23 protein-coding genes are annotated in these 23,541 nt (G+C 65.8%); 13 read left to right on the top strand and 10 right to left on the bottom strand.

The features are described from left to right. Positions 1-151: 151 nt before the first annotated feature. Positions 152-1,828: an MFS transporter gene (locus AB0I14_RS07560; RefSeq protein WP_358018194.1), complete on the bottom strand. Its 1,677-nt coding sequence runs from the start codon at positions 1,826-1,828 to the stop codon at positions 152-154. Further along, positions 1,828-2,544, bottom strand: a complete 717-nt coding sequence (locus AB0I14_RS07565; RefSeq protein WP_358018197.1) for an LppX_LprAFG lipoprotein — start codon at positions 2,542-2,544, stop codon at positions 1,828-1,830. The genes AB0I14_RS07560 and AB0I14_RS07565 overlap by 1 nt, the downstream gene beginning before the upstream one ends. Before the next feature lie 73 nt (positions 2,545-2,617). Here AB0I14_RS07565 and AB0I14_RS07570 point away from each other — a divergent pair, with 73 nt between their 5' ends. The 4 genes from AB0I14_RS07570 (at position 2,618) to AB0I14_RS07585 (ending at position 5,591) form a co-directional block, all read left to right on the top strand. Further along, complete coding sequence (locus tag AB0I14_RS07570) at positions 2,618-3,217, top strand: riboflavin synthase (RefSeq protein ID WP_358018200.1); 600 nt, start codon at positions 2,618-2,620, stop codon at positions 3,215-3,217. Positions 3,218-3,314: 97 nt separating this feature from the next. Next, complete coding sequence (locus AB0I14_RS07575) at positions 3,315-4,643, top strand: bifunctional 3,4-dihydroxy-2-butanone-4-phosphate synthase/GTP cyclohydrolase II (RefSeq protein WP_358018203.1); 1,329 nt, start codon at positions 3,315-3,317, stop codon at positions 4,641-4,643. Then, positions 4,640-5,119 carry a 6,7-dimethyl-8-ribityllumazine synthase gene (gene ribH / locus AB0I14_RS07580; protein WP_358018206.1) on the top strand — a complete coding sequence of 160 codons (480 nt, stop codon included), beginning with the start codon at positions 4,640-4,642 and terminating at the stop codon, positions 5,117-5,119. Before AB0I14_RS07575 ends, ribH begins: the two co-directional genes overlap by 4 nt. Before the next feature lie 19 nt (positions 5,120-5,138). Continuing rightward, positions 5,139-5,591 carry a PH domain-containing protein gene (locus tag AB0I14_RS07585; RefSeq protein WP_358018209.1) on the top strand — a complete coding sequence of 151 codons (453 nt, stop codon included), beginning with the start codon at positions 5,139-5,141 and terminating at the stop codon, positions 5,589-5,591. Positions 5,592-5,601: 10 nt separating this feature from the next. On the opposite strand, the gene ggt is transcribed toward AB0I14_RS07585, so the two are convergent. Continuing rightward, positions 5,602-7,560 (bottom strand): gamma-glutamyltransferase, encoded by a 1,959-nt coding sequence (gene ggt, locus AB0I14_RS07590; RefSeq protein WP_358018212.1) that lies wholly within the window; start codon positions 7,558-7,560, stop codon positions 5,602-5,604. 50 nt (positions 7,561-7,610) lie between these two features. Here ggt and uvrC point away from each other — a divergent pair, with 50 nt between their 5' ends. The 4 genes from uvrC to whiA are packed head-to-tail and all read left to right on the top strand — an operon-like array spanning position 7,611 to position 12,694. Continuing rightward, positions 7,611-9,710 carry an excinuclease ABC subunit UvrC gene (gene uvrC / locus AB0I14_RS07595; protein ID WP_358018215.1) on the top strand — a complete coding sequence of 700 codons (2,100 nt, stop codon included), beginning with the start codon at positions 7,611-7,613 and terminating at the stop codon, positions 9,708-9,710. A gap of 37 nt (positions 9,711-9,747) precedes the next feature. Continuing rightward, complete coding sequence (gene rapZ, locus AB0I14_RS07600) at positions 9,748-10,662, top strand: RNase adapter RapZ (protein ID WP_358018218.1); 915 nt, start codon at positions 9,748-9,750, stop codon at positions 10,660-10,662. Continuing rightward, the gene (gene yvcK / locus AB0I14_RS07605; protein WP_358018221.1) at positions 10,659-11,720 is read left to right on the top strand and encodes a uridine diphosphate-N-acetylglucosamine-binding protein YvcK; all 1,062 of its coding nucleotides are present in this window, start codon (positions 10,659-10,661) and stop codon (positions 11,718-11,720) included. The genes rapZ and yvcK overlap by 4 nt, the downstream gene beginning before the upstream one ends. Then, the gene (whiA, locus tag AB0I14_RS07610) at positions 11,717-12,694 is read left to right on the top strand and encodes a DNA-binding protein WhiA (protein ID WP_358018224.1); all 978 of its coding nucleotides are present in this window, start codon (positions 11,717-11,719) and stop codon (positions 12,692-12,694) included. Before yvcK ends, whiA begins: the two co-directional genes overlap by 4 nt. Positions 12,695-12,845: 151 nt before the next feature. On the opposite strand, the gene AB0I14_RS07615 is transcribed toward whiA, so the two are convergent. The 6 genes from AB0I14_RS07615 to AB0I14_RS07640 form a co-directional block, all read right to left on the bottom strand. Continuing rightward, a complete protein-coding gene (locus AB0I14_RS07615) occupies positions 12,846-13,148 on the bottom strand; it encodes a hypothetical protein (RefSeq protein ID WP_358018227.1) in 303 nt (100 codons plus the stop codon). 21 nt (positions 13,149-13,169) lie between these two features. Then, the gene (locus tag AB0I14_RS07620; RefSeq protein WP_358018230.1) at positions 13,170-13,571 is read right to left on the bottom strand and encodes a hypothetical protein; all 402 of its coding nucleotides are present in this window, start codon (positions 13,569-13,571) and stop codon (positions 13,170-13,172) included. A gap of 194 nt (positions 13,572-13,765) precedes the next feature. Beyond that, entirely contained in the window at positions 13,766-14,197 is a 432-nt protein-coding gene (locus AB0I14_RS07625) for a ferredoxin (RefSeq protein WP_358018233.1), read from the bottom strand. A 200-nt stretch (positions 14,198-14,397) separates the two neighbouring features. Then, on the bottom strand, positions 14,398-15,306 hold the full coding sequence (locus AB0I14_RS07630) for a YwqG family protein (RefSeq protein WP_358018236.1): 909 nt from the start codon (positions 15,304-15,306) through the stop codon (positions 14,398-14,400). 113 nt (positions 15,307-15,419) lie between these two features. Next, entirely contained in the window at positions 15,420-15,947 is a 528-nt protein-coding gene (locus AB0I14_RS07635; protein ID WP_358018239.1) for a hypothetical protein, read from the bottom strand. Between the two features lie 62 nt (positions 15,948-16,009). After that, positions 16,010-16,369: a hypothetical protein gene (locus tag AB0I14_RS07640; protein ID WP_358018242.1), complete on the bottom strand. Its 360-nt coding sequence runs from the start codon at positions 16,367-16,369 to the stop codon at positions 16,010-16,012. Positions 16,370-16,866: 497 nt separating this feature from the next. Between AB0I14_RS07640 and AB0I14_RS07645 the strand changes: the two genes are divergently transcribed. Beyond that, positions 16,867-17,724 (top strand): hypothetical protein, encoded by an 858-nt coding sequence (locus tag AB0I14_RS07645; RefSeq protein ID WP_358018245.1) that lies wholly within the window; start codon positions 16,867-16,869, stop codon positions 17,722-17,724. A gap of 239 nt (positions 17,725-17,963) precedes the next feature. On the opposite strand, the gene AB0I14_RS07650 is transcribed toward AB0I14_RS07645, so the two are convergent. Continuing rightward, positions 17,964-18,929, bottom strand: a complete 966-nt coding sequence (locus tag AB0I14_RS07650; protein WP_358018248.1) for a DUF1152 domain-containing protein — start codon at positions 18,927-18,929, stop codon at positions 17,964-17,966. A gap of 94 nt (positions 18,930-19,023) precedes the next feature. Between AB0I14_RS07650 and AB0I14_RS07655 the strand changes: the two genes are divergently transcribed. From AB0I14_RS07655 to AB0I14_RS07670, 4 genes are all read left to right on the top strand, one after another. After that, the gene (locus AB0I14_RS07655) at positions 19,024-19,680 is read left to right on the top strand and encodes a TetR family transcriptional regulator (RefSeq protein WP_358018251.1); all 657 of its coding nucleotides are present in this window, start codon (positions 19,024-19,026) and stop codon (positions 19,678-19,680) included. 5 nt (positions 19,681-19,685) lie between these two features. Continuing rightward, positions 19,686-20,606 (top strand): sterol desaturase family protein, encoded by a 921-nt coding sequence (locus AB0I14_RS07660; protein WP_358018254.1) that lies wholly within the window; start codon positions 19,686-19,688, stop codon positions 20,604-20,606. A gap of 119 nt (positions 20,607-20,725) precedes the next feature. Continuing rightward, positions 20,726-22,501, top strand: coding sequence for an ABC transporter ATP-binding protein (locus AB0I14_RS07665; protein WP_358018257.1), 1,776 nt, complete (start codon positions 20,726-20,728; stop codon positions 22,499-22,501). Continuing rightward, complete coding sequence (locus tag AB0I14_RS07670) at positions 22,498-23,490, top strand: phospholipase D-like domain-containing protein (protein WP_358018260.1); 993 nt, start codon at positions 22,498-22,500, stop codon at positions 23,488-23,490. Before AB0I14_RS07665 ends, AB0I14_RS07670 begins: the two co-directional genes overlap by 4 nt. Positions 23,491-23,541 lie beyond the last annotated feature (51 nt).

Genomic DNA, 23,541 nt, shown 5'->3' on the forward strand with positions numbered 1-23,541 from the left:
TGCAGGATTGGCTCCCCAGCACACCATGGACTCCCCGCACACTTCGGGCGCTGGTGAGTGCGCCGCTACGCCTCGTGCTGCCCAGCCGGCCGGAAGAGGCCGACCGGGCACCACGTTTGCTGCGTCCTGGGGTAGAACGCTGCTGAACCGATCAGCCGGATCGGTGGCGTCCCGGCGGCGGCTGGTCGGTGCGCTGGACCTCCTGGTCGGCGGACTGGACCGGCAGGACCTGCGTCGGCAGGTACAGCTGCCCGGTCGACGTGTCATCGCTCTCACCGGCGCCGAGGTTCTCGGGAGGTCCGTCCAACTCGTCGACATGGAAGTGGCGGGCGGCGATCAGCAGGCCGAGCACCGCACCCACCACGCAGACGATCGCCGTGATCCCGAAAATATCGCCGTACATCGACACGTACGCCTCGCGATAGCGGACTGCCTGTGACGCCAACCGCTCCTGCAGCGACATTTCGCTGGTGCTCGCCGCGGCCGCCAGGCTGGCCAGGTGCTGATTGAAGCGGAACAGGCCCCAGGCTGACAGGGCCGCCATGCCGATCAGCATGCCGATCATCCGGGCCACCACCACGAATGCCGAGGCGATGCCGTGCTGTGCGGCCGGCACCACCCGCAGTGCGGCGGAGGTCAGCGGAGCGATCACGAGCCCGAGCCCCAGACCCACGATCGCCAGATCGGTGTCGAGCACCGGCAGCCGGAACAGGGCCAGGTCGTAGGTCTTGTCGAGCACGTCGATCGACCAGTGGGTGATCAGCCAGAAGCCGCCCGCCGCGACCATCAGGCCGACGAAGGTGACGATGCGATCCCCGATGCGGGTGGCGATCCAGCCGCCGATCAGCGCGCCGATCGGCAGGGCACCCAGGAACCACAGCAGCAGGAACGCCGCGTCGTACTTGTCCTTGCCGAGCACACCTTGCGCAAACAGCTCGACATTGACCAGTGTGACCATCAGGGCGGCGCCGGTACACAACGATGCGGCGAGCGCAGCCAGGAACGGCCGGAACTTCACCCCCGCGGGTTCGATCAGCCTGGTGCGGGCCACCTTCTCCCACACGAAGAACGCGACAGCCGCCACCAACGCGCCGATCAGCAGCGGTGGGCCCCAGCTGGGCAGTATCTGCTTGCCGTCCGGCTCCGGGTTGTACAGACCGACGACGGCCAGGCCCAACGCGATCGCCAACAGGATGCCGCCGACGACATCGACCTTCTCCCGGTGGTCACTGGGCTCCTTGCCCGGCAGGCTGAAGTGGATCATCGCCATGGCGATCAGGGCCAGCGGCACGTTGATCCAGAACACGGCCTGCCAGTGGTGGAACAGCGCCACCGCGCCGATGCCGTAGAGCGGGCCCAGGACGCTGCCGAACTCCTGTGCGGCACCGACGCCGCCCAGCACGGCGGCGCGGCTACGCGCGGCCCACAGATCGGCGGCCAGCGCCAGCGTCACCGGCAACAGCGCACCGCTCGCGGTGCCCTGCACCACGCGGCCGATGACCAGCATGGTCAGGTCGCCGGACAGTGCGGTGATCACCGAACCGACAGCGAAACCGGCCAGTCCGACCTGGATCAGCATCTTGCGCCCGAATCGGTCCGAGGCCCGGCCCAGCAGCGGCATGGCCGCGATGTAGCCCAGTAGATAGCCGGTGATGATCGGCGTGACCTGCTGGATCTTGTTTATCGCGATACCGACGTCGGACATGATGTCGGTCATGATCGTGACCACGACGTAGGTGTCGAGGGCACCGAGCAGCACGGCGAGGCTGCCCGCGCTGATCGCGATGTGGCGGCTGCGGCCGGCGCTTACCGACTGCGCGGCCCGCATCAGGATGCGGGCTTGGTGACGGTGACCTGCTTGCCCCAGTCAGTCAGAGTCATGGTGACGCTGTTTCCGGGGGTGGGTTCGAGCTTGGCCTGCAGCAGGGTGTGGTTGCCGTCCTCGGTGATCCAGGCGGTTCCCGGGACCGGGCCGGTGGCCTTGAGCTGCGGGGCGATCTTGTTGACCGCGTCGGCGCTGACACTGCCGGTCACCCGGACACCCTCGGTGCCGTTGATCGATTCACGGCCGTCGGCCTTGGCGTCGCTGAAGTTCGCCAGCACGTTGGCCAATCCGGTGTCGGGGTTCAGGATCGCCGAGATGTCGTAGATCTTTTCGGCAGGTCCGTAGTTGGACAGCGGGTCGCCAGGGGTCAGCGCGGCGTAGAGGTTTCCGTCGGCGACGACGAACTTCGCGTCCGCGATCTTCTGGCCGAAGGCGATGAGGTCGGTGGTGCCCTCGGCGGCCACCTCGGGAGCATTCGTCAGGTCGCCGTCGAGCTTCTCGATGGGAAGGCCGTCGATCTTGCCCTGCACGGTCAGCAGCAGGTGAACGCTCTGCTGGGCCTTGGTGCTGGCCGCGGACTCCTGCAGGAGTTGGGCCGCATCGGGCAGCGGGGCGTTCGACTTCTCCGAGGACGATGACGAGCAGCCCGCGACGAGCGCGGTCGCTGCGAAGAGAATTGCGAGTACGGACTGGACTGCGAAGCGTGGGCGCGTCTGCATGACTTGCATCGTAGAGGCTTGCGGCGGTCGGGCGTTTTCTCTAACTCGTACTGGACTGAATACTCTGGTCGACGTGTTCACCGGAATCGTTGAAGAGCTGGGCGTCCTGGTCGACAAAGCGGACCTGACGGATGCCGCCAGGTTCACCATTCGCGGCCCTGTGGTCACCGCCGACGCCGGTCACGGCGATTCGATCGCGGTGAACGGGGTCTGCCTCACCGTGGTGGACGTGCTGCCCGACGGCGCGTTCACGGCAGACGTCATGGGGGAGACGCTCAACCGCTCGAGTCTGGGCGGGGTCGGGGTCGGCAGCCAGGTGAACCTGGAGCGGGCCGCCGCGGTCAACAGTCGCCTCGGTGGTCACATCGTGCAGGGGCACGTGGACGGCACCGGCACTGTGATTTCCCGCACGCCCTTCGACCACTGGGAAGTGGTGCGGATCGGCCTGCCTGCCGCGCTGTCGCGTTATGTGGTGGAGAAGGGCTCGATCACCGTCGACGGGGTGTCGCTGACGGTGTCGGCCGTGGCCGACGACTGGTTCGAGGTGTCGCTGATTCCCACCACGCGCGAGCTCACCACGCTGGGGCAGGCCACCGTGGGGACGACGGTCAATCTTGAGGTCGACATCATCGCCAAGTACGTGGAACGGCTGATGGCCGGTCCCGGTGAGTAAGAGCTGGCAATAACCGCTGGATTTCGGTGGTTCATACTGGAGTCGGCATATGGTCCCGCATCGGGGACCTGGCATTCGAACAGGCAAGGTGGCGCAGATGACCAGGCTCGATTCCGTCGAGAGGGCGATAGCCGATATCGCGGCGGGCAAAGCCGTGGTGGTGATCGACGACGAGGACCGCGAGAACGAAGGCGACCTCATCTTCGCTGCCGAGAAGGCCACCCCCGAACTCGTCGCGTTCATGGTCCGCTACACCTCCGGTTACCTGTGTGTGCCGCTGGACGGTGAGATCTGCGACCGGCTGGGCCTGCTGCCGATGTACGCGGTCAACCAGGACAAGCACGGCACCGCCTACACCGTCACGGTTGACGCGAAAAAGGATGTGGGAACCGGCATTTCGGCATCCGACCGGGCCACCACGATGCGTGCCCTCGCAGATCCCGGCTCCGCGATCGACGACTTCACCAAGCCCGGCCACGTGGTTCCGCTGCGGGCCAAGGACGGTGGCGTGCTGCGCCGCCCCGGCCACACCGAGGCGGCCGTGGACCTGGCCCGCCTGGCCGGGCTGCAGCCCGCCGGCGCGATCTGCGAGATCGTCAGCCAGAAGGACGAAGGCGACATGGCTCGCACCGACGAGCTGCGGGTCTTCGCCGACGACCACGACCTGGCCCTGATCTCGATCGCCGACCTGATCGAGTGGCGTCGCAAGCACGAGAAGCACATCGAGCGCATCGCCGAGGCGCGGATCCCGACCCGGCACGGCGAGTTCGTGGCAGTGGGCTACAAGAGCATCTACGAGGACGTCGAGCATGTCGCGCTGGTTCGCGGCGACATCTCCGGACCCGCCAGCGACGGCCACGACGTCCTGGTCCGGGTGCACTCGGAATGCCTGACCGGTGACGTGTTCGGCTCCCGGCGCTGCGACTGCGGGCCGCAGCTGGACGCCGCGATGGCGATGGTGGCCCGAGAAGGCCGCGGCGTGGTGCTCTACATGCGCGGGCACGAGGGCCGGGGCATCGGTCTGATGCACAAGCTGCAGGCCTATCAGTTGCAGGACGCCGGCGAGGACACCGTCGACGCGAATCTGAAGCTCGGCCTGCCCGCCGACGCCCGTGACTACGGCATCGGCGCACAGATCCTGGTCGACCTCGGTATCCGGTCCATGCGACTGCTGACGAACAACCCCGCCAAGCGGGTCGGCCTGGACGGTTACGGGCTGCACATCATCGAGCGGGTTCCGCTGCCGGTGCGGGCGAACTCGGAGAACATCCGCTACCTGATGACCAAGCGGGACCGGATGGGTCATGACCTCGTCGGCCTCGAAGATTACGACGAAGCGGTGAGCATGGACGACTACGACGAGGCGGTGTACCTGCTCGGTGACCGCCGGCCGCCCAGCCCGACCGATTCGGGTTCGAGCCTGTGAGCGGCCACGGAGTCCCTGATCTGCCCCAGGTCGATGCCTCGGATGTGAAGCTGGCGATCGTGGCCAGCACCTGGCACACCCAGATCTGCGACGCCCTGCTGGACGGTGCGCGCAAGGTGGCCACCGACGCCGGGATCGCCGCGCCGACGGTGGTGCGCGTGCTCGGAGCCATCGAAATCCCCGTGGTGGCACAGGCATTGGCGGCCACCCACGACGCCGTGGTGGCGTTGGGTGTCGTCATCCGCGGCCAGACCCCGCATTTCGACTATGTGTGCGATGCGGTGACGCAGGGCTTGACCCGGGTGTCGCTCGATTCGTCGACCCCCGTCGCCAACGGTGTGCTGACCACCGACAACGAGGCGCAGGCCCTGGACCGTGCCGGCCTCCCGGATTCCACCGAGGACAAGGGCGCCCAGGCGGCGGCAGCAGCGTTGTCCACGGCGCTGACACTGCGCGAACTGCGCGCCGACGCGTGACATGCCGATGGCCAAAGATATGACTACGGATACCTGGGATATCGACATCCGGCCTTACCGCACACCGTATTTCGCCTACGGTGCGGCGCTGATCATCTTTCTGGCGCACGTGGCGGTCGGAGTGTTGCTGAAGGTGGGATCCACCGGCGTGGTCTTCCAGACCTCCGATCAGGTGGCGATCGCCTTGCTCGGAGCCATCATCGCCGGAGCGGTGCTGATGTTCGCGCGGCCGCGGCTACGGGTCGGCCCATCGGGCATGGCGGTACGGAATCTGGTCAGTTTCAAGGTGATTCCCTGGTCCGAGGTCCGCGGAGTGGCCTTCCCGGCCGGAGCCCGCTGGGCCCGGCTGGATCTACCCGACGACGAGTACATACCGGTGATGGCGATCCAGGCGATCGACAAGGGGCGTGCCGTCGAGGCCATGGACGAGGTCCGCGACCTGATCGACCGGTATCGCTCAGATCAGGGCTGACGCCGGGCGATCAGCCGGCATCGCCGAGCACCAGACCTTCGCGGCGGGGGTCGGCCCCGCCGGTCCAGCCCGGCGACGTGCGCACCAGGGCTGAGAGCCCGCTGGACTGATCGGCCAGCGAAACCTGATGCCCGAGTGCGCGCAGGCCCTCGACCAGTTGATCGCGGTCGCCGTTGGCGACGGTGTCGACCAACGGATGCTCGCCGCCCACATTGGTGACGGGCGTGTTGGCCGCGCCGAAGTCGATCATGGATACCGCCTGCTGCGGATCCAGGTTCCAATCCATGATGCCGACAAGGGTTTTCACGACGAACTGGATGATGACCGAACCGCCCGGGGAACCCAGGACCGCATACAGGGGACCCCGTTGCGGCCCGGCCTTGTCGAAGACCAGGGTGGGCGCCATGGTGCTGCGCGGGCGCTTTCCGGGCTGAACCCGGTTGGGAACCGGCTTGCCTTCGGTGCTGGTCGGCTCGGCCGAGAAGTCGGTGAGCTGGTTGTTGAGCAGGAAGCCGTCGACCATGTGGAACGAACCGAACGCCGACTCGATCGTGGTCGTCAGCGACGCCGCGTTGCCGAAGCGGTCGATCACGCTGATCTGACTGGTTCCGTGCTCCGGCGTCGGCGGCATGGTTATCGGTGGCGCGAAGTCACCGGGAGCGGCCACGCCCATCGTGTGGTTCCTGGAGATCAGCGCGGCCCGGCCGGTGAGGTAGGCGCCGTCGAGCAGGGTTTCGGGTGATCCACCGGGCAGCGGGACGAAATCGGTGTCGGCGATGTAGCGATCGCGATCGGCGTAGGCGAGGCGTTCGGCCTCTGAGATGAGGTGTACCCCGGTCACCGCCGGATGACCGCCGTTGAGATCGACGCGGGCCGGCTTGTAGTCGCTCATGGGGAAGTGCTCGAGCATGCCGAGGGCGGCCGCCACCGCGATGCCGCCCGACGACGGCGGTGGCATCCCGCAGACCTCGCGGCCACGGTAGGTGGTGCACACCGGGTCACGCTGTTTGACGGTGTAGCCGGCGAGATCCTGCTCGGTCATGGCACTCGGCGTGCGCCCGCCGCTGGTATCGGTGGCGGCGGCAACGACGGCGCGGGCGATATCGCCGGTGTAGAAGGCCTGCGCGCCCCCGGATGCGATGGCGCCCAGGGTTTTCGCGTAGGCCGGGTTGGTCATGCGGGTGCCCACCGGTTTGGGGCTGCCGTCGGGGTTGAGGAAGTAGGCGCCCGCGGCGGGGTCCAGCCGAAGTTGGGCGTCGGCATCGTCGATCGCGGCAGCCAGGCGCGGACTGACGTCGAATCCCTGATCGGCCATCGACACCGCCGGGTCGAAAAGGTCGCGCCAGGCCTTCTTGCCGAACTGGCGGTGGACATCGTCGAGCAGCCGCACGATGCCGGGCACCCCGATCGAGCGGCCCGATGACCGCGCATCGGGTTTGGGGACCGTTCGGTCGGTCTCCGATACCCAGCGCAGGTAGTTCTCGGTCGCCGCGGCCGGTGCCGTCTCACGCCCGTCGTAGGCGCGCACCGCATTGCCTGCGGCGTCGTAGTACAGCAGGAAGCCGCCGCCTCCGACCCCGGAGGACTGCGGTTCGACGAGGCCGAGAACGGCCTGTGCGGTCACCAGCGCGTCGGCTGCGGTGCCACCGTCGCGCAGCACCTTGCAGGCGGCTTCGGTGGCCAGTGGATTGGCGGTGGCCACCGCGTAGGTAGAGGTGCGGACGGCCGTCATGTCGCTGCGGTATCCGGTGCCGATCTCGGGGTTGGTGGCCAGGTCGCGCGCCGGTGCACCGGGGACCGGCTGGGGCGCCGGAGGGGGTTTGGCGTTCGGGGTGCCGTTGGACAGGATCTGACAGGGCCCGGCATCGGTCCTCGCCGGACGCTGACTCCCATCGGAGCATCCGGCAAGGATCACAGCGACGGCACTGAGCAGCGTGATGACCGAACGGGTGGACGCCAGCAACCGCACAGTTCGACGGTAGCGGAGTTCGGTCGGATCGCGGCAGTAACCTGGAAACCGTGCCCGATCCAGCGACGTACCGGCCGGCGCCCGGATCGATACCAGTGGAGCCGGGCGTGTACCGGTTCCGGGACCCGCACGGCCGGGTCATCTATGTCGGTAAGGCAAAGAGCCTGCGCAGCCGGCTGACGTCGTACTTCGCCGACATCGCGAGCCTGGCGCCGCGCACTCGGCAGATGGTGATGACGGCGGGCAGTGTCGAGTGGACGGTGGTCACCACCGAGGTCGAGGCACTGCAGTTGGAGTACAACTGGATCAAGGAGTTCGATCCACGCTTCAACATCCGCTACCGCGATGACAAGACGTACCCGGTGCTGGCGGTGACGCTCAACGAGGAGTACCCGCGGCTGATGGTGTACCGCGGGCCACGGCGCAAGGGTGTGCGGTACTTCGGCCCGTATTCGCATGCCTGGGCCATCCGCGAGACACTCGACCTGCTGACCCGGGTCTTTCCGGCCAGAACCTGTTCGGCGGGAGTGTTCAAGCGGCACAGGCAGATCGACCGTCCGTGCCTGCTCGGCTACATCGACAAGTGTTCGGCGCCATGCGTCGGTCGCGTCAGCGCCGAGGAACACCGGCGGATCGTCCTCGACTTCTGTGACTTCCTGGCCGGCAAGACCGACCGGCTGGCCCGGGACATGGAACAGCAGATGATGGCCGCCGCCGAGGACCTCGACTTCGAGCGCGCCGCAAGGCTGCGCGATGACATCGCGGCGCTCAAGCGTGCGCTGGAGAAGCAGGCCGTGGTGCTCGGTGACGGCACCGATGCCGACGTGGTGGCGTTCGCAGACGACGATCTTGAGGCGGCCGTGCAGGTGTTCCACGTGCGTGGCGGCCGGGTGCGCGGCCAGCGCGGCTGGATCGTCGAGAAGTCCGGTGACCCAGAACAATCCGGGCAGGAGCATCTGGTCGAGCAGTTCCTCACCCAGTTCTACGGCGAGCAGGCCGAACTGGGCGGCGCGGCCGACGAGGCCACCAACCCGGTGCCCCGTGAGGTGCTGGTGCCGGTGCTGCCGCCGAACGCGGACGAACTGGCGGCATGGCTGTCGGGACTTCGTGGTTCGCGGGTGAGCCTGCGGGTGCCGGTGCGCGGCGACAAACGCACGCTGTCCGAGACCGTCCAACGCAATGCCCACGAGGCGCTGGCCCAGCACAAGCTCAAGCGGGCCGGCGACTTCAACGCGAGATCGGAAGCGCTGCAGAGTATCCAGGATTCCCTGGGCCTGGCCGATGCGCCGCTGCGGATCGAATGCGTGGATATCAGCCACGTGCAGGGCACCGATGTGGTGGCCTCACTCGTGGTGTTCGAGGATGGGCTGCCGCGCAAGTCGGACTACCGGCACTACGCGATCCGTGAGGCTGCCGGTGACGGCCGCTCGGACGACGTCGCCTCGATCGCCGAGGTGACGCGGCGTCGTTTCCTGCGGCACGTGAGCGATGCGCAGCCGGAGCCCGGTGCCGATCAGCGTCCGCGCCGGTTCGCCTATCCGCCCAATCTGTTCGTGGTCGACGGCGGTGCTCCTCAGGTCAACGCGGCCGCCGCGGTACTCGACGAACTGGGTGTCACCGATGTCGCGGTGATCGGGCTGGCCAAGCGGTTGGAAGAAGTGTGGGTGCCGGCGGAGCCCGATCCACTGATCTTCCCGCGCAACAGCGAGGGGCTGTATCTGTTGCAGCGCGTGCGCGACGAGGCACACCGGTTCGCGATCAGCTATCACCGCAGCAAGCGGTCCAAGCGGATGACCGCGTCCGCACTCGACTCGGTGCGTGGGTTGGGCGAACACCGCCGCAAGGCGTTGGTGACGCATTTCGGTTCGGTGGCGCGGCTGAAGGAGGCCACGGTCGAGGAGATCACCGCGGTGCCGGGGATCGGTGTGACGACGGCGAAGGCGGTCCTGGCTGCGCTCGGCGGCGAGCCGCCAATTGGGCACGGCGGCGAGCCGCCAATTGGGCACGGCGGCGAGCCGCCATCACCCGAAAACGGCGAGCCGCCACCGGTAGAAAGCGGTGATCCGCGAAGTGAGAACAGCGCCGGACTGGGCGATTCAGGGGCGCCCGCAACGGTTATCGAGGATGATCGACGCAGGGTGTCGGGATGACGGGTAACGGGGACATGACAAGCCAGGCGGATCGCGCATGAACGAACATCTGCGCGAGGGCGGCATCATCGGTGGTGCGGACGCGGATTCGGGGATCGACGTGGTGCTGGTCACCGGCCTGTCGGGGGCCGGGCGCGGTACGGCGGCCAAGGTGCTGGAGGACCTCGGCTGGTATGTCGCCGACAACCTGCCGCCGGAGCTGATCGCCCGCATGGTCGAGTTGGGGTTGGCCGCTGGATCGCGGATCACCCAGCTGGCTGTGGTGATGGATGTGCGGTCGCGGGGCTTCACCGGTGATCTGGATTGGGTGCGCAACGAATTGGCGGCGCGGAGCATCACGCCGAGGGTGCTGTTCCTGGAGGCGTCCGACGATATTCTGGTGCGCCGCTATGAGCAGAACCGGCGCAGTCACCCGCTGCAGGGCACACAGACCCTGGCCGAGGGGATCGCCGCCGAGCGGGCGTTGCTGGCGCCGGTGCGCGCGGCGGCCGACCTGGTGATCGACACGTCTGCGCTCCCGGTGCCGGCATTACGTGAGAGCATCGAGCGGGCATTCGGCGGTGAGACCGTCGCCTACACGAATGTCACCGTGGAGTCGTTCGGTTACAAGTACGGCCTGCCGATGGACGCGGACACCGTGATGGATGTGCGGTTCTTGCCGAATCCGCACTGGGTGGACGAGTTGCGGCCGCACAGCGGTCAACATCCGGATGTGCGTGAGTACGTACTGGGACAACCAGGGGCCAGGGAATTTCTCGACACCTACCATCGTCTGTTGGACGTGGTGATTGCCGGTTACCGCCGGGAGGGGAAGCGTTATATGACCGTCGCCATCGGGTGTACCGGCGGCAAACATCGCAGCGTGGCGATCGCCGAGGCGCTGGCGGAGCGGTTGCAGGGCGGTGACGGGCTCACCGTCCACGTGCTGCACCGGGATCTGGGTCGCGAATGACCCCGCGCATCGTCGCCCTCGGTGGAGGGCACGGGTTGTACGCCACCTTGTCGGCGGCTCGGCGGCTCAGCCCGCACGTGACGGCCGTGGTGACGGTTGCCGACGACGGCGGTTCATCGGGTCGGCTACGCAGCGAACTCGATGTGGTGCCACCCGGTGACTTGCGAATGGCGTTGGCGGCCTTGGCTTCTGACAGTCCGCATGGCCGGTTGTGGGCGACGATAATTCAGCACCGGTTCGGTGGCAGCGGCGCGCTGGCCGGTCACCCGATCGGCAATCTGATACTGGCGGGCCTCAGTGAGGTGCTGGCTGACCCCGTCGCGGCGCTCGACGAGCTCGGACGGATTCTCGGGGTGAAGGGCCGGGTGCTGCCGATGTGCCCGATCGCCCTGCAGATCGAGGCCGATGTTGCCGGTCTGGAGTCCGATCCCCGGATGAGCCGGGTGATCCGCGGTCAGGTGGCGATCGCCACCACGGTGGGCAAGGTGCGGCGGGTGCGGTTGCTGCCCGGGGATCCGCCGGCCACCCGGCAGGCGGTGGAGGCCATCATGAGCGCCGATCTGGTGGTGCTCGGCCCGGGGTCGTGGTTCACCAGTGTGATCCCGCACGTGTTGGTGCCGCAGTTGGTGGCGGCATTGCGGGCGACGACGGCGCGCCGTGCACTCGTGCTGAATCTGGCTGCGGAGCCGGGCGAAACGGCGGGGTTCTCGGCCGAGCGTCACATCCACGTTCTGGCCCAGCATGCTCCGGACTTCAGCGTGCATGACATCATCGTCGATGCCAGCCGAGTGCCGAGCGACCGGGAACGGGAGCAACTCAGCCGCACGGCCAATATCCTCAATGCCCGCGTTGAGTTTGCTGACGTGTGTCGACCTGGTACACCTTTACATGACCCGGCGAAGTTGGCCGCGGTGTTGGAGGGGGTCCGGTTGCGCGCGACAGGGCCCGGTCGGGCAGTGCAAGAGTCCACCGTTCCCACGCCCGCTGCGAGGTCGGTCGACGTGGCGCATCAGGAGCCGGCGCCGAATACACCGAGAGGGGACGATCCGTGGCGATGACGGCCGAAGTCAAGGACGAGCTGAGCCGCCTGGTAGTCAACTCGGTGAGCGCTCGCCGCGCGGAGGTGGCGTCGTTGTTGCGTTTTGCCGGCGGCCTGCACATCGTGGCCGGCCGGGTGGTGGTGGAAGCCGAGGTGGATCTCGGGATCATCGCGCGACGCCTGCGTAAGGACATCTACGACCTGTACGGGTACAACGCGGTGGTGCACGTGCTGTCGGCCAGCGGCATCCGTAAGAACACCCGGTATGTGGTGCGGGTGGCCGCCGACGGCGAAGCGCTGGCTCGGCAGACCGGATTGCTCGACCTTCGTGGACGCCCGGTGCGCGGCCTGCCCGCGCAGGTGGTCGGTGGCAGCGTGGGTGACGCCGAGGCCGCGTGGCGTGGCGCGTTCCTCGCTCACGGATCGTTGACCGAGCCGGGTCGGTCGTCGGCGCTCGAGGTCAGTTGCCCCGGTCCGGAGGCGGCCCTGGCCCTGGTCGGTGCGGCCCGACGGCTCGGAGTCAGTGCCAAGGCCCGCGAGGTGCGTGGCGCTGACCGCGTGGTGGTGCGTGACGGCGAGGCGATCGGTGCGCTGCTGACCCGGATGGGCGCCCAGGACACCCGGCTGACGTGGGAGGAACGGCGCATGCGCCGCGAGGTCCGCGCCACTGCCAACCGCCTGGCCAATTTCGACGATGCGAACCTGCGCCGGTCGGCGCGGGCCGCGGTGGCCGCGGCTGCCCGGGTGGAACGTGCGTTGTACATCCTCGGTGACGGGGTACCCGATCACCTCGCTGCGGCGGGCAAGCTGCGGGTCGAGCACCGGCAGGCGTCGCTGGAGGAGCTGGGCCGGCTCGCCGATCCGCCGATGACGAAAGATGCTGTGGCCGGCCGTATCCGGCGCCTGCTCTCGATGGCGGATCGCAAGGCCAAGCAGGAGGGGCTTCCCGACACCGAGTCGGCGGTGACTCCGGACCTGCTCGACGACGCCTGATCGTCGGCGCGCGTCTATTTCACCTGTGCGCCGCGGGGGTTCCGTCGCGGCGGATCGCTGATTCCTCTGCTGGACCATTGCGGGTGAAATGCATGGGGGAGAACGCACATCGCTGTCGTGCTGCGCAGAGGACCCGTCGGGATCGCGGAACTTACTGTTCGTTGGACGTGTAGAAATCGATACAGCTTTCAAGGAGAGTGCGGAACTCTTCGATGTTCAGGGTGAATACCGCATCGCCCCAACTCAGCTCGGCACCGACGAAGTCGAGCACGACTTTACCAATCTGGAAATCAACCGTGACTTCGATCAGATTTCCACCGAAACACACCGTTTCCGCACTGCCTTCGGCCACCCGCCTGTCCACCTGTTCCAGCATGTATCGGCTGTCGGATTCGGTTGCTTCGTAGAACATGTAGTAGTGGGGGATATCGCTGGGCTTGAACGCCTCAGCCATGAGATGACTGTTTGACCGAAATCACTCACCTGTGTCGTGAGCGGCGTGTGCGGCAGCTCGGATCTGGTCCGCCAGTTTCGTCGCACCGAAACACCGGGCACTCAACACCCGCTCTGGGGTACGGACGACCACGATTTTGGTCACGAGACCCGGCATCAGCTCTACCGACTCGACATACCGCAGGGGCACAACAACATCCAGGCTGCCGCTTTGGATTGAGCGGTTGGCGGCGTTGGGATGAAACTCCACTGTTGTGGTTGTGAGGGTCAGCCGACCGCCAACCCACAACCCGCCGTAGCGCTGCCGTGACCGGTCGATCCAATGCGTCGTGCCTGAGCTAGCTTGCGCAGCGAGGCGTCCTAGCGCGTTGGCTTCGGCGTCCTCGATAAGAGCATTCGCAGCCTTGGAAGTGATCACGGTCACGACGGCAAACGTTAACAGAAGCAGGGCCGTCCCAGTCGTCGATTCCGGGCTGCTGCGCGGCCCCCATTGCGCACCAACGACAACGACGAACACAGGAAATCCAGTGCGCCGCGGGGGCCACTGGACGATTGTGTTTATCGGCGAGTTTTCTGGTCATCCCACGGAGTACGTGGTGGAGTTCTGCGGACTGCCCGCTATGAAAGTCTCGGCAGGGCCTCGTTCGGCGTGGCGGGGCGGCGGTGCTCGAGCCAGAATCCATACTCTCGGAGATAGGTTTCGAGACCGCCCGTGATGAACGCCCAGTACTCGCCCATCAGGAACGTCATGTCCCAACCCCTGTGTTCGGACCACATTGCGTTAGCGGTAGCGATCCAGTCGAGCAGTCGGTCCCGCTCTGCCCACCACTCTCGCACCAGTGCCAGCGTCCAGTGTTCGTCTCCGTCGCATGCATAGGCCTCGAATACCTCCTGACACGCCGCACTTAGTAGCAGCTGAACCTCATGCTCATCACGCGGTTGTCGGTAGACGAACTCGGCGCCGAATTCATCCGTGAAAGCGACATTGGCCGGTGCGACGAACCCGGTTAGGCAGTTGTCGGTCTCGGCGCAATAGAACGGTCCCGGCACATTACGCCAATCTCGCTCGCTCCACTCTCCACGTAGATATCCCTCGGGAGGCCCTAGGAACGCAGGCCCGAAAGGGTGGTCAATGACTTCCAGTCCTACTGACGTCGCAACCGTTGGGAGCGGATTCCAGTACACGCCCAGACCCTAGCCAATGCGCCGCCCGCTCCAGCTCAATTCAATTCCCTCTAGCCCTCGCGTCGTCAGCAGCACTGCCACGTGAAGCTCGCCCGGTCGAACGCCCCCACCGCAAGGTCTTGTGGTCGGATCATGAAGTAGAGAACGCCGCAGTCACCCCACATGAATCCGGCATTGTCGTCCGTGTCGAACTGAGCGAGCAGCTGCCATTCGCGTGACTCCGTCGTAATGGCCGGGTCACTCCAGTCGAGTTGGTTTCGGCCGCCATCCGACAGCAGCCCGTAGGCGATTTCGACCTCGACGGGGCCTTGGACCGGGTCCGGGTGACCTCCGATCTGATGAAGCGGTCCGGGAATTGCTTGCCGCACGGCATCCAACTTTTCAAACAGCCCACTCCATCCCTCGGTTGGCCAGTTTTCATCGTTTAGGTCGGGGTGCTCCGAGGCTGGCCAGGTGAGGACCGGTTCCGCCCGAAGCTCAACCTCCGGGTAGGCAGTGATAGGCGACGGCGGCTCGGTCAGTACGACCGGCTCATCCGCCGGGGTATGGATCACTCGCGCGCCATCGCCGGTTCCGAACAATGCTCCGACGACCTCGACGCCGTCATCGACCTGGCCGTCGAAGTAGAAAAACGATAGGTGCCCGTCCAGCGGGAAGCCGGCAGCCTTCAGCGACTCCGGCAGGTACCGGACGAGCTCCCGGCAATCGAGGGTGGCGATGTGTGTCAGCGGACCGTAGCCTTCCCAAACTGGCCACGCTGCGCCTCGCGGAAGAGGCGCCAGTCCGCCCAACCGACCGACCGGCGCTGGGCTGACGCCCCTCCGAAGAATGAATCGACGTTTCGCGGGAGGATGGGATGCCCGTAAACGGGTGCCCTCGGTCAACATCGACGCCCATTGCGCCCCGAGTTCGTCGCCCAGATGTTCGCGTCCTGCGGCCATCACGCGTTCGCGGACAGTCTCAATCGATTCCATTCATTCCCTCACTCATGGTGCCGGAAGCCTCGAAAACTCCCTGGGGACAGTCGATCAGGCGTAGACCCAGCATGTCTCGCCTTCTTGTCCGCAAGTCCGGCTGTTCCGCGGTGTCAGTTGTGCGGTGGATAACTGCGGTATCCGGGGTCCGGTGGGCCGAATTCGATGGCGTTTTCATCGAGGGCGTTGGCGATTGTGATCCGGTCACGGGCGGAGCCGAAGCTGACTGCAACCGTGTCGTTGGCCAGGTCGGTTTCAGCGCCGCGCCACACGAGAAGTTCGACGGTGCGGAGCTGTTGACCGTGACTTGCTGAAAGCCGCAGGCACGCGTCATCGCGCCACGTCAGAGAGGCGTCTTCCTGATCCTCGCCGTATGTGATGGGCTCACGGGGGTTGATGGTGTTCCAGGTGATGGACAGTTCGTCGAATGTCTGGTGGGTGATCTCTAGCTGTTCGTCCTCGAAGTCCAGCAGGACGGGGCAGTCGGCGAACCATTCATCGGAGGTGCGGTCCCACACCAGCCAGCTATCGGTGAGGCGGCGACCGATCAGGGCGTGTAATCGATGTCCGTGGGCGCGAGCAACTATCTCGCGGCCGGTGAGCCAGTCCGGTTGATACCCCTGGATGCCGAAGAAGGACACTCGCCGATTATCGCTGCCCTGTCATTGCGCCACCCCGAATCTGGCCTTCGTGGTCGATACAGCTAGTTCGGCTGCCACGGCCACCATGGCGGGGTGCCGGTAGGACAAAGTGCGGTTGGGGCGGGGTCGTATTGGGAGTTGACGGCGTAGACGATCATGATCGGCGTGATGAGGACCGCGGCGGCTACCGCGACGTGTATCGACCAGGCGCGCTCTACGAGTCGGTGAACCACCGTGTAGGTGAAGGCGGTGGCGCCGATGGTGAGCACCGCTGGTGCCAGTAGGAGTACGGCGATGAATCTGTCGCCGGGGCCGGGGTCTGGTAGGCAGGTGTTCTGCATGCTGAACACGATCTCTACCGAGATGTTGTAGGCGGCCAGGCCCAGGATCGGGCACAGGACGAGTCCAACGAGGACGCTCACGCAGCGTGGCATTAGTTGAACCCCAACTGCTTCGACATGTTGTGGCCGGCCCCGAAAATGGCTGTGCGGGTGTCGATCCTGACGGCATGTCCTCGGGCGAATTCCTCGGCGGCCATGTGGGAACCGTATCGGTGACCTGTGTGGATTCCGGTGCCTTACCGTGGCGACGCCGCAAAGATCGTTACCGCCGTGTGCTGCCGAGGGATCTGAGGTCCATATGGAAGGCGACGCTGGGCAATCTAGTTGCGCTGCCTTGGTTGAGGAGGTCCACTCCTCCGTGCGCCGGCCGGGGCTCTGAACACCCACGTGAGCAATCACCTTTCCACACCACGAACCTGCGCCGGCGGAACCAGAAACCCCGTAATTGGGGCCAAATGTTCGAGCGATGTCGCGCCTGACGGCGCTGCTACATGAAATGGTGTGGATTCTGTTGCTGGATAGCGTGACCGAAGGCGAGCCGATTCTCGGTGGCCTCGGCTGAGAGACGGGGGTTGACGGTGTCCGATGCGCGTTGGTGGCGCAATGTCCCTGCGTTCGCTGAGACTCAGCGGCGCGACGATTTCCAGGCGTGGGCTGAAGCGCTCGATATGGGTATCGACCTGCATGTTGACACGCCAGAGGATTGGTTTCCCGGCTTCCCCGAGGAAGATTATTTCAGTGACGAAGCGATCAGCTTCGTTGAGAGAACACTCGTGGACACATACGAAGACGTTGAGCCATTGCAGGAAGACTCGCACGGCATGTTGCTCTACATGAAATTCCTGGGGCAGGCGTATGTGGACAAGCTGGAGGGGAGGTGGGTGGGCATCCCATCGGTGGCAGGCCGCTGGCCCGTGCCGGGGTGGGGTGTGGAGCTGCCTTGGCGCTACGACTGGTTCCTGGACGTGACGGCCGCCGTTGAGGTGGCTGCAAGCCGCCGTAGCGGAGATCAATGGCTGTCGGCGTTCAATCGGCACCGCGACGACTACCGGCGCTGGAAGGCCGATGGTGTTGTGTTCGACCGATTTTCAGCTCTGGCGTCGGATAGCGAGGTACAGCGGGCCGTGCGGCGCACGCTGCTGAGCCGGTTTTCGCGAACTCGGGAGGTGACCGTCGACGAGCCCGCGGTCGATACGGATGCCGACCGACAACGGTTCGTGCGGGCGCTGACGGTCGAGGAGCTGAGGCGTCGCGGGGTCAGCGTGCAACCGGCGCCGCAGGATGCGCCTGGTGATGACTGGCTGATCGGCGACGATGGCCACCAATACCGGCTGGACGCTCTGCAGCGCACGTGTGCGGCGCTGCCGCAATCCGAATGGGTTGGGGCGGTGAACTTTCTACTTCCGACGGCAGCTGGCAGTCCGGGCGGGGCTTGAGTTTGACTGACGTCGAGTTCTTGGCGTACCTCCGTACATGCGCCCAGTGAGGGGTTAGGCGAATTCCTCTGCGGTGTATTTCGTCCCACTGCCGGCGTCCCACACCCGCCACCCTGCAGCCGGGGCCCATTGGCACAGGATTTCCAACAGCCCACTCGTCGGTGTGACATCAGGATCCACCGCACAAGACCGGCGTGGTCGAAGAAGCTGATCGCTTCGCATTGTGCCACGCAACGCCGTCAGGCCGGAATGATCCGTCGAGTGCGTAGCGATGTGTGATCACGGAACGCTTCGATCGCGGCCGCGACTTCGAACGGCGTTGTCGCGTGCGCGATCTCGCGACGGTAGAGGACTCGGTCGGCGACCGCGTCGAGGTCGAATCCCCACACCATCGACATCAGGGGATTGATGAACAACTCGATGTCCTTGTCACGTGTGCGTGTCAAGGAGTGGTGGTCTCCGAACTCGCCCCGGGCGGCGTCGGTGATAGACGCGCACACAATGCTTTCCCTATCGGGGGTGTGTTGTTGCACCCAGGCGGCTGCATGCAGCCAGGCATCGACGGACGCCGTGCCGGGAATGAGGGCGAACACGCCGTGATAGGCCCCGAGCTTGGTGAGGGCGGCGACGTTTTCGAGGAAGTCGGCGTGACATACGCCGTGATAGGTGTCGACGCCGAACCCGACGCATGCGGCGAGTTTGACCGGCACGTCGAGTGCGTGCGCCGCCAGCAGGCTGGTGATGTCCTCGACTGGTGTTCCGAGGCCGGCTTCGTCGCCCGTCATGAGCAGATCGGTGCCGCCGTCGATGAGCACCACCGCGTCCAGGTGCAGTTCCCGGGCCAGCCACGCATAGGCCGCTTGGACGTCGGCGGGCCCGCCCTTGCGGATCAGGAACACGCGGTCGCGGTAACCGTGATCGCGTAGCCAGACCGCGAGGTGTTTTTCGGGGAAGTAGGCGAGCGGCCCGATGGTGTCGGCGCGCGTCTCGAACAGCCCGGGCGCTACCTGCTGTGCCTTCGTGCGTGTGACCGGGGTGAAGGTGAGGTTCGCCAGGAACACAGTCTTGCCGCGCTCGTGGAGCGCGAAGGCGATCGGGAGGCCGCTGATCAGGTCGTGTCCGCCACCGGCACCAGCGATCAGGATCCGCTCGCAGTCGCGAAGTCGGTGCAATACCGGTGTGTCGAACAAGGTGGGCACGGGCATCTGTCGAAGTATCCAGCACCGCCGTCGAGGCCATCGGGCCATTTCGGATAACATTCACTATCCGAAATTTCAGATAACGACTACTATCTGAAATATGGTCGACGATCGAAGTAGCGACGACGCGGCGCCGGTACGGCTCACGCGCGCCGAGAATCAGGCGCGGACCAGGGCGGCGCTCTTGGACGCGGCCGCCCAGACCTGCGCGCGCAAGGGCTACGCCGCGGCGTCGGTGGACGAGATCGCCGCAGCGGCGGGGTATTCGGTCGGCGCGGTGTATTCGAACTTCTCCAGCAAGGAGCAGCTGTTCTCCGAGCTGATGAACGAGCGTGCCACCGGCCGGCTCGACCAGGTGGTGCAGACCATCTCCGAGGACGCCGACGGGGGACCGCTGACCGCGTTGGGCCAGGTGCTCGTCGAGATCGCCGACAACGACATCGAGTTCGAGGCGATCCAGGGCGAGTTCTGGCTGCACGCCGTGCGCAATCCCGATGCCATGCAGATTCTGCGGGACCGGTCGGCGCGCACGCTGGCCTCGCTGCGCGAGATCCTCGCCGACGCGCTGGAGCGCAACAACATCGACGACAGCGTCTCGGTGGAGGGATTCGCGGTCGTGGTACTCGCGCTCTTCCAGGGGCTGATCCGGCAGCGGCGCATCGACCCGGACCGGGTACCCCCAGAACTTTTCGGCCAGGCGCTGGCCTGGCAGTTGGCCGGCATGCCCAAGAAAGACGACAAGAAAGGCAAGAGGTAACCCCGATGGATCCCTTGCGCATCGGGCTCTACGCGATGCCCGCCTTCTTCGTCTTGATGGCGGTCGAATTCCTCAGTTACCACTTCGACAAAGACAAAGACGACGATTCCTCCCGGCCCCGGGCCGGGATCTCCTGGCGGGACACGGGCACAAACCTCTCGATCTATGTGCTCGGCTTCGTCCTGCGGCCGTTGGACAAATTCATCGCGGTTCCGATGGTGGCGATCGCCGCGGCCGTGACGCCACTGCATCTCTCGGCGTCGCACTGGTGGGTTTGGGTGCTGGCCATCGTGCTCGCCGACCTGGCCTACTACCTGCAACACCGGATGTCGCACCGCATCCGGATGTTTTGGGCCGCGCACAACGTGCACCACTCGAGCCAGTACTTCAACCTGTCCACGGCCACACGGCTGTCGTGGCTGATTCCCGGATCGTTCCTCTCCACGATCGGGTATGTGGGGTTGGCGTTGATCGGTATTCCGGCCTGGCTGGTCTTCCTGTCGCAGGCGATCGTGCTGCTCTACCAGTTCCCGATCCACACCGAGCGCATCGACCGGCTGCCTCGCCCGATCGAGTATGTGTTCAACACCCCGTCGCACCATCGCGTGCATCACGGTGCCAACAACCCGTACCTCGACAAGAACTACGCGGGCATCTTCATCCTGTGGGACCGGATGTTCGGCAGCTTCGTCGCCGAGGGGGAACCGGTCTGCTACGGACTCACCAAGAACATCGATACCCACAACCCGATCAAGGTGAACTACCACGAGTTCGTCGCCATGGTCGGCGACGTCTGGCGTGCGAAGACCTGGCGCGGCCGGCTCGGCTACCTGTTCGGTCCGCCCGGATGGAGCGAAAACGCCGATGCCGCAACGACTGTCGAGCCCAAGATGCAGAAGGTGTCGGTCCAGAGCGCGATGAGCTGAGTGCGGCGACGTCCGTCGTTGCCGACGCCGACCGAGATGTCGCTCCGACGTCATCATGGCGTTGTAATGTGTGGCGACAAACTTCGACGTCAACACCAACAATCGAGGCGGCGCTCGCGATGAGACTGATTCTTGAGCTGATCCGCCCCTACCGGTTGCTGATCGCCGGAATCTTTGCGGTACTGCTGCTGCAGATCGCCACCGGCCTGGCCGCGCCCTGGCCGCTGAAGGTCGTGCTGGACAGCGTGGTCGGCCACCATCCACTACCGGGATGGCTGCACGGTCTGCTGCAGCCGTTACTGGGTGGCGAAGGCAAGATGCACATCGCCGGCCTGGCGGCGATCATGGTGTTCGTCATCGCCGTGGTGGCGGCAATCGCCACGTACGTGGCGAACTACCTGACCGAAACCGTCGGCCAGCGCATCGGCAACGACCTGCGCACCCGCGCCTACCACCACCTGCAGCAGTTGTCGCTCAACTACTTCGACACCCACCGCGTCGGCCCCATCTTGAGCACGCTCACCGACGACGTCGACACCATCCAGAGCTTCGCGTCGTCCTCGACCCTCGGCATCGCAACCGACCTGCTGACGATCGTGGGCATGTTGGCCATGATGTTGTGGCTGCAGTGGGACTTCACGCTCATCGCGCTCGCCGTGGCGCCCCTGCTGCTGTTGTTCGTGTCCCGGATCCGTAAGGCCGTGAAGGCGGCCACGCACGAGGTGCGCAGACGGGAATCCGACATCGTCGCGGTCGCGGAGGAGGGCCTGCAGTCCATCCGCGTGGTCAAGGCGTTCGATCGCGAGGACATGCAGGAACGTGAGCTGGCGATCGCCGGCCAGCAGGCCGTCGATGCCGCGCTCAACGCGCGCCGCGTGAAATCGGTGGTGTCGCCGATCGTCGGCGTCGTGGTGGCCGCCTGTACCGCGGTGGTGTTGTGGCGCGGGTCGGCGCTCATCCTCGCGGGTGCGATGACGGCAGGCACGTTGACGGTGTTCATCTCCTACCTGGCGTCGTTCTTCAAGCCGGTGCAGGATCTGGCCAAGCTCACCAACACCATCGCCATGGCCTCGGTCGGGGTGGACCGCGTCAACGCCCTGCTCACCGCGGAGACGTCGGTCGAAGAGAAAGCCGACGCGATCGATGCCGAGCGCATCAAGGGCGCGATCAGCTTCGAGCGGGTGGCGTTCAGTTACGACAGCGCGACGCCCGTGCTGCGCGATGTCACCTTCGAGGTGGAACCGGGCCAACTCGTCGGCGTCGTCGGACACACCGGAAGCGGAAAATCCAGTCTGGTCAGCCTGATTCCGCGGTTCTACGACCCGAGCATGGGCACCGTCCGCGTCGACGGAGTCGATCTGCGCGATTACAAACTCCACGAACTCCGCCGCCAGATCGCCTACGTACTGCAGGACACGGTCCTGTTCCGGGGCACCATCCGTGACAACATCGCCTTCGGCCGGCCCGAGGCCGACCATGACGAGATCGTCGAGATGGCCAAACTGGCCAATGCCCACGAGTTCATCTCCGAGATGCCCCAGGGCTACGACAGCCCGGTCGGCGAGCGCGGGCTCACCCTCTCCGGCGGTCAGCGCCAGCGCATCGGCATCGCGCGTGCCCTCATCCGGGACAGCCCGATCCTCATCCTCGACGAACCGACCGCGGCTCTCGACGCGGAGTCCGAGCGCCTGGTGATGTCCGCGCTGCAGCGGTTGATGAAGGACCGCACGGTGATCACGATTGCCCACCGGCTCAGCACAATTCGTGACGCGAACAAGATAGTCGTGCTCGAGGAGGGCCGGGTCGTCGAACAGGGCACGCACAGCGAGCTACTGACCGCGGGCGGCAGATATGCCGCCCTGCACCGCATCCAATACGAGGACGAGCCATCGTGACACGTTCGCTGATCATCCTGCCCGACGACTCGGCGAAGCCGGTGCTCGACGCGATCGGTGAGTCCACCCGGTCGGTGCGCATCAAGATGTTCGCCTTCAACCACCTGCCGCTGTTGGAGGCCGTGGTGGCCGCCCACCGGCGCGGTGTGGACGTCAAGGTCATGCTCAACCCCGAGCGGCGCGACGGGGAGACCGACAACGATGTCGCCCGAGAGATGTTGCAGCGGTTCGGTATCGCGGTCCGGGAGAGCAACCCCGCCTTCGACCTGACGCACGAGAAGTCCATGGTCGTCGACGACGAGCGCGCGTTTGTCGAGTCACTGAACTGGACCGAGGAGAACTTCACCGTGACGAGGGACTACGCCGTCGTCACGCCCAGCGTCTACGAGGTCGCCGAGATCATCGACTGCTTCGAAGCCGACTGGGCCCGCGAGGAGTTCGATCCCGGTGGCAGTGCGCACCTGATCTGGTGCCCGACCAACGGCAGGCATCGCATCGCCGAGTTCATCGACACCGCCAAACACACGTTGTTCGTCCAGAACGAGCGCTATCAGGACCCGGTGATCATCGAGCGTCTGGTCCGCGCGGCGCACCGCGGGGTGAAGGTTCACGTCATGGCCCGCGCCGCCCACCATCTCAAGGCGGGCAAGCTTCTCGAAGGCGTCAGTGGCATGCGCATCCTGGACGACGTGGGCATCAAGATCCACCGCCTCAAGCACATGAAACTGCACGCGAAGATGATCCTGGCCGATCACGAGCGAGCCATCGTCGGCTCGATCAATTTCTCCCCGGGCAGCTTCGACCATCGTCGTGAACTGGCCATCGAGGTGACCGACCACCACATCATCAAACGTTTGAACGAGGTGGCCCATCACGACTGGAAACACTCCGAGCCGATGGACCTGTCGGACGACGGACTGATCGCCGATCTGGTCGGCCAGGACCCGCACGAACTCGACCAACTCGCCCTACGCGACCCCGACATCTGATGCACTGACCAGGCCGCACGGACAGTGAGCATCACCACTAGGCTGGCGGCG

The organism is Mycobacterium sp. NPDC050441 (genome assembly GCF_040655355.1).
Classification (GTDB): Bacteria; Actinomycetota; Actinomycetes; order Mycobacteriales; family Mycobacteriaceae; genus Mycobacterium.